This window comes from Xanthomonas sp. SHU 166 (assembly GCF_000364685.1).
GTDB lineage: Bacteria > Pseudomonadota > Gammaproteobacteria > Xanthomonadales > Xanthomonadaceae > Xanthomonas_A > Xanthomonas_A sontii.
In genome coordinates, this window is sequence record NZ_AQOJ01000205.1 from 1 (window position 1) to 6046 (window position 6046).

Sequence of the window (6046 nt, forward strand, 5' to 3'; positions counted from 1 at the left end):
GCCGCCGCCTCGGCCATCGCCGCGCGCAGCGGCGCCGGCACCGCCGCCTCGGCGGCGGCGAACTCGGCGGCGCTCACTTCGAAGGTCTCCAGCACCACGCCGTCGAAACGCGCGGTGAGATCGCGCAGCGCGCCGTCGCCGCGGCTGCGCACGTCATTGAGCACCTGCGCCACCGCGTTGCGGGTCTGCTCGGCCACGCGCTGCACCGGCCGGGTCAGCGCCTGGGTGCGTTCCTGCGCGTCGAGCGCGCTCCATTCCAAACGATTCATGCCAGCGACCGCTCCACCGTCAACACCATCAAGCCCTGCGCGCCCGCGCGCTCCAGTTCCTCCATGCGCTGCCAGGTGATCGCACCGTGGCACATGGTCTGCAACTGCAGCGGGCCATCGGCATCGCCGGGCAGTTGCACCAGCGGTTCGGCGTCGGGCAGCAACCGCGCCAGGTCGGCGACGCGCTCGCGCGCGGCGCGGAACATCAGCAGCTTGCTGTCGCGCAGCTTGAGCACGCCGTCGAGCCGGCGCAGCAGCATCGCCGCCAGGCCGGCGCGGGCGTCGGCCGGTTCGCGCACCGGGCCGGCCAGCACCGCCTCGCTCTCCAGCAGCGTCTCCACCGGCTTGAGCTGGTTGGCGGCCAGGGTGGCGCCACTGGAGACCAGATCGCAGATCAGGTCGGCGGTGCCCAGGCGCGGCGCGATCTCCACCGAGCCGGACAGCTCCACCACCTGCGCGGCGATGCCACGCGCGTCCAGCCAGTCGGCCAGCACCGCCGGGTAGCTGGTGGCGATGCGCAGCCCCTGCACCTGCTGCGGACCGCTCCACTCCCAACTGTCCGGCACCGCCAGCATCAGCCGGCACTGGCCGAAGTTGAGCCCGCGCAGGGCGCGATAGGCCTCGGGCAGGCCGTTGCGGCGGCGCTCGCCGGCCTGCTCCTCGAGTTCGTTGCGGCCGACGATGCCGAAGTCGCACACGCCGTCGGCGATCAGCCCGGGAATATCGTCGTCGCGCACCAGCAGCAGGTCGACCGGCAACGATTCGCCGTAGCAGAACAGCTTGTCGCGGCTCTCGCGCCAGCTTAGCCCGCAGGCGGCCAGCACCGCACGGGCCGGCTCGGCCAGGCGGCCGCTTTTCTGGATCGCGATACGCAGCCGGTCGCGGGCCGGTGCTGCCAGGGAAGCACTCATCAGGACATCTCAGTGGGAATCGGAGGGGCGCGCCGTCTGCCGGCGCAGCGCCGCGGCATAGCCGCCGGCGCCGTATTCCAGGGTCCGTGCGACACGGCCGATGGTGGTGACGCTGACCTGGGTCAGGTCGTGGATCTCGCGGTACGGCACGCCCTTGAGCAGCAGCGGCACCACCCGCCAGCGGTCCGCCATCGCCTCCAGCTCGGCCGGCGTGCACAGGTCCTGCAGGAACGCCGCCACTTCCTGCGGCTTGCCGAGCTGGGCCAGGGTGCGCGCCAACGCCTTGAACGAGGCGTCGCTGTCGCGGTCTGCTGCAGGGGCGGGACGTTGTTTCATTGCGCTAATGTAATAGCACACTATTACAAGGTCAAGCTTGCGCGGGCCGCGGCGACCTGGCGTTCAGCCTCCGGGTCATCCTGTTGCGCGCTCTGGCGCCCTGTGCGTTGGCGCGATCCGGCCTCACGCTGCGCGCAGACGCCTCCCGCGGCGGATGGAAGGATCGCCCGGCGACCGCTAGGATCGGCGATGACCGCCGCCGCTCTGGAGTACCGCATGCGCACTGCGTGTTTTGCCGCCCTTGTCCTGTGCATGGCGACGCCGGCAGCGGCGCAGCCGCCACCGGCGCCTCCCGCCCAGGGGGCCGCAAACGCCGACACCGCGGCCACTGTGGAGCAACTGCCGATCCGCTCCGCCGCCCAGCTCAAGGCCTACCTGCGCGCCCACGTGGGCCAGCGCACGCCGCTGGACGCGCTCACGCCCGGCGCCCGCGAACGCTTCCTCGACGGTCTCGTGTTCGGCCGCAATGGCCTGGGTGGATTCGATACGCAGGACCTGCCGCAGCTGACCCGCACGCAAGGCCGGGCGCTGCTGGCGCTGTTCGGGGTCGAGCGCTACGCGGAAAGCTTGCCGCACTGGGCGACGCAACCGCGCGCCCACGAGCCCACCGCCGCCATCGACGACCTGGAGCGTCGCTACAACGGCTACAACCGGAATCTGGACGGCATCGGTCGCACTGGACGCGATCCCTGGCCCGCAGTGCGCAGCGCCCTGCCCGAAGCATTCGACCCCGCCGCCATCGCGCAATCGGACGCGGCCGCGCTGGATCTTCTGTATCGGGCCGTCGTCGCGACCTACGCGCTGCGCCCCACCCCGGCGGGGCTGGACACGCAACTGCAGGTGTTGGCGCAGTTGCGGCGCCGCGGCCAGGCCAGCGCGGCGCAGGTGGACGACGCCGGCAACGCGCTGCTGCTCGCGCATCGTGTGGAAGACGCACGGCGCCTGCTGGCCGATGGCGGCAGCGCCGACTGGCCGCATTGGCTGCGCTTCGAGGACCGCCTGGGCGCGGCGGCGCAGGGGCCGACGCTGTGGTCGCTGGATGCCGATGGCCGCACCCTGCGCCGCCAGCGCATCGATCTGGGGCCGACCCAGCTCCTGGTCACCGCCGGCTGCCATTTCGCCGCCGACGCAGCACGCGCCATCGCCGCCGATCCCGAACTGGGCCCGGCGTTCCGCCGCCACGCGCTGTGGCTGACCCTGCCGCCCGGCAGCGAGGACCTGGAGGCGCTGCGCGCCTGGAACCAGGCGCAGCCGCAGACGCCGCTGCATCCGCTCTACGACGTGGAGGAATGGCCGCTGTTGCCGCGCGAGTGGCGCATGCCCACGTTCTTCCTGGTGCGCGACGGCAAGGTCGTCGCGCAAGTGCAGGGCTGGCCGGTGGACGATGGCGCGCAGCGGCGTGCACTCAAGGCGATGCTGCAGGGTGCCGGCCTGCTGTAGCCTGCGTTTTTGGGATCAGCCGTGGCCGGGATCACCGACCATGCCGGTCGCGGCTGAAGCCGCTCCCACGAAGATCTCGCACAGCGCGGCGGCCGTCGCCGGCCGCCGCCACCAGACTCAGGCCATCACCTTGGCCTGCTCCAGCTCCACCTGCAGCGTGCTGGCCAGTTCGTCGCGGGCGATCTCGAACTGCTGCTCGCGCAGCAGGTCCTTGACCGCGACCACCCCGCGCGCCAGCTCGTCGTCGCCGGCCAGCACCACGAAGCGGATGCCGGCACGGGCCGCGTACTGGAACTGCTTGCCGATCTTCTTCGGCTCCATCTGCACTTCGGTGTTGATGCCGCCGGCGCGCAGGCGCCGCGCGATGTCCAGCGCGTCGTCCAGCTTGGCTTCGTCCATCAGCGCCACCATGGCCTGCACGCTGCTGGAGGCGATGCCGTCGATCAGGCCGGCCTCGCGCAACTGCCAGAACAGCCGGGTCAGGCCGATGGAGATGCCCACGCCGGGCAGCTTGGATTTGCTGTAGTGGCTGGCCAGGTCCTCGTAGCGGCCGCCCGAGCAGATCGAGCCGATCTGCGGGTAGTCGGTCAGCAAGGTCTCGTAGACGGTGCCGGTGTAGTAGTCCAGGCCGCGGGCGATGGAGAAATTGAGGCAGTACGCGGTCTCCGGCACGCCCAGCGCCTTGACCAGGGCCAGTACCTCGCGCAGTTCGGCCACGCCCTCGCGCAGGGTCGCACTGGACGCCGCATCGGCCTCCAGCGCCTGCAGCCGCGCCAACGCATCGTCGTGGCCGCTGGAGCGCACCGCGACGAAGTCGAGGATGCGCTGCACCTGCTCGGCGGGAATGCCGAAGGCTTCGCCGGCCAGCGTCTCGCGCACGTAGTCGGCGCCGCGCTTGTCCAGCTTGTCGACCTCGCGCAGCACCGCGAGCTGGCGCTCGCCCTCGGCCACGCCCAGGCTCTCGAAGAAACCGCGCATCAGCTTGCGGTTGTTCAACTGCACGGCGAAATCGCCGATGCCCAGCTCGGCGAACACCGCGTGGATCACCGCCAGCACCTCGGCGTCGTAACGGATGCTCAGCGCATCCTTGCCGATCACGTCGATGTCGCACTGGTAGAACTCGCGGAAGCGGCCACGCTGGGCGCGCTCGCCGCGGTACACGCGCTGCATCTGGTAGCGCCGGAACGGGAAGCTCAGCTCGTGTTCGTGCTCGGCCACGTAGCGGGCCAACGGCACGGTCAGGTCGAAGCGCAGCGCCAGCTCCGGCAGCCCGCCCTCGCCGCCCTCGGCCGCGGCATTGGCCAGCGCACCGGTGGACTGCACGAAGTACACCTGGCGCTCGGTCTCGCCGCCGGACTTGGTCAGCAGCACGTCGGACAGCTCGAACACCGGCGTCTCCACCGGCAGGAACCCGAACCGCTCGTAATTGCGGCGGATGACGTCCAGCATGCGCTGGAACGCGATCTGCTCGCGTGGCAGCAATTCCATGATGCCGGGCGGCGTACGGGGCTTGATCACGTGCGGAACTCCTGCGATTCGGGGGCGAGCGGGACGCCAATTCTAGCCGCACCGGCCACGCGCGGCCGCATCGGCGTATCATTCGCCGGTGCCGAAGCCGCTGCCCCGCCCATGAACAGGCCTCCTTCCGGATTCGCCCTGCCCTACGCCGACGCGTCCGCCCCGCGCGAACCGCGCGGCAACGAGTGCCTGCATTGCGCGGTCCGCCACCTGGCGATCTGCTCGGCGCTGGCCTGCGACGAGGTGCAGGCGCTGGAACGGGCCACGACCTCGCTGCACTACGCCGCCGGCGCCACCCTGGCGCGCACCGGCGAGGCACGACAGGCGGTCTACACCGTCACCGCCGGCGCGCTGCGCCTGGTCCGCACCCTTGCCGACGGACGCCGCCAGGTGGCCGGTTTCGTCCTGCCCGGCGACTACGTCGGCCTGAGCGAATCGGCCCGGCACCGCCACGATATCGAAGCCATCGCCGACAGCCGGGTGTGCCGGGTGCCGGTGGCGCAGATGCAGCAGTTGCGCACGCAGTTCCCGCACCTGGAGCGCAAGCTGCTGCAACGCGCCTGCCTGGAGCTGGATGCGGCGCAGGACGCGGCGCTGTCGCTGGCGCGGCTGCAGCCGGCCGAGAAACTGGCCGACTTCCTGCTCAAGCTGGCGGCCCGCGCGGCGCGCCAGGGCGATGCCGGCAACAAGGTGGTGCTGCCGATGGGCCGCGGCGACATCGCCGACCATCTCGGCCTGACCATGGAGACGGTCAGCCGTACCTTCACCAAGCTGCGCCAGCAGGGCCTGATCGCGCTGCCGCAACTGCATGTGGTGGAGATTCGCGACTTCGCCGCGCTGCACCGGCTGGCGTCGGACGAAGACTGAGCGGACCGGCGTGGCGATTTTTTCGCCACGCGGCTCCAGGCACCGACGCCATGCGGTGCCTGGCCACTTATCCACAGGATTCCAGAGCAACGCTCCACATCGCGTGTGGACAACCGTGCAGTGCCCGCCGGCGGCCAACCGATCACCGGTTTGCTGCCGCGTGCAGCATCGCCGCACCACCAGCTCTGAACGCTTCAGCCGGCCATCGCGGCGGCGACGCCCGACCGGCATAGACTGCGTGCGCAACACACCTGCGGCGCCGCCGCGGTGCCGGTGGGGGGGACCACTCGGAGGGCCAACATGGCCGTCGCCATCGAGATGCAACACGCCTCGCGCGCCTGCGTGATGCTGGACCGCGAGCGCGAACTGGAGTTCTGGAAGGCGCATTACGCACACAGCCCCTTCCATCAGCCCGGTTACACGTTCCACGACTACGAGCCGGCGCTGAAGCTGGCCTACGATGCCTACCTCAAGTACCACGGCCAGCGCGTGGAAGAGGTGGTCGCGCAACTGCGCGACGTGTTCCTGCGCGACCACCCGCGCTCGCGCCTGGACTGGCTGCAGGTCCGCGGCATCGTCCTGGCCGCCTGGCAGCGGCTGCAGCCATCCGACTGAGCCGTCGGGCGCGCTCGCGCCCCCGGCCTGCGCTGCTCAGCCGGCCAGCAGCCGCGCGCGCAGCGCCGCGTAGTCCGGCGCGATCGGCTC

At 71.2% G+C, this 6046-nt stretch carries 7 protein-coding genes; 3 read left to right on the plus strand and 4 right to left on the minus strand.

The window, feature by feature from the left end:
• The 3 genes from D180_RS07055 to D180_RS07065 form a co-directional block, all read right to left on the minus strand.
• On the minus strand, positions 1 to 269 hold a 269-nt coding region (locus D180_RS07055; protein WP_043090594.1), incomplete at its 3' end, for a histidinol dehydrogenase.
• A complete protein-coding gene (gene hisG / locus D180_RS07060; protein WP_017908285.1) occupies positions 266 to 1180 on the minus strand; it encodes an ATP phosphoribosyltransferase in 915 nt (304 codons plus the stop codon). The genes hisG and D180_RS07055, both read right to left, overlap by 4 nt.
• Positions 1181 to 1189: 9 nt before the next feature.
• Positions 1190 to 1516 (minus strand): YerC/YecD family TrpR-related protein, encoded by a 327-nt coding sequence (locus tag D180_RS07065; protein ID WP_017912242.1) that lies wholly within the window; start codon positions 1514 to 1516, stop codon positions 1190 to 1192.
• 189 nt (positions 1517 to 1705) lie between these two features.
• On the opposite strand from D180_RS07065, the gene D180_RS07070 reads away from it, so the two are divergent.
• Entirely contained in the window at positions 1706 to 2956 is a 1251-nt protein-coding gene (locus D180_RS07070; RefSeq protein WP_232760377.1) for a hypothetical protein, read from the plus strand.
• 117 nt (positions 2957 to 3073) lie between these two features.
• On the opposite strand, the gene hisS is transcribed toward D180_RS07070, so the two are convergent.
• Positions 3074 to 4474 (minus strand): histidine--tRNA ligase, encoded by a 1401-nt coding sequence (hisS, locus tag D180_RS07075; protein WP_017912244.1) that lies wholly within the window; start codon positions 4472 to 4474, stop codon positions 3074 to 3076.
• A gap of 111 nt (positions 4475 to 4585) precedes the next feature.
• Here hisS and D180_RS07080 point away from each other — a divergent pair, with 111 nt between their 5' ends.
• Positions 4586 to 5341 carry a helix-turn-helix domain-containing protein gene (locus tag D180_RS07080; RefSeq protein ID WP_017912245.1) on the plus strand — a complete coding sequence of 252 codons (756 nt, stop codon included), beginning with the start codon at positions 4586 to 4588 and terminating at the stop codon, positions 5339 to 5341.
• A 300-nt stretch (positions 5342 to 5641) separates the two neighbouring features.
• Positions 5642 to 5956, plus strand: coding sequence for a hypothetical protein (locus D180_RS07085; protein ID WP_017912246.1), 315 nt, complete (start codon positions 5642 to 5644; stop codon positions 5954 to 5956).
• The last annotated feature ends 90 nt before the right edge of the window (positions 5957 to 6046 follow it).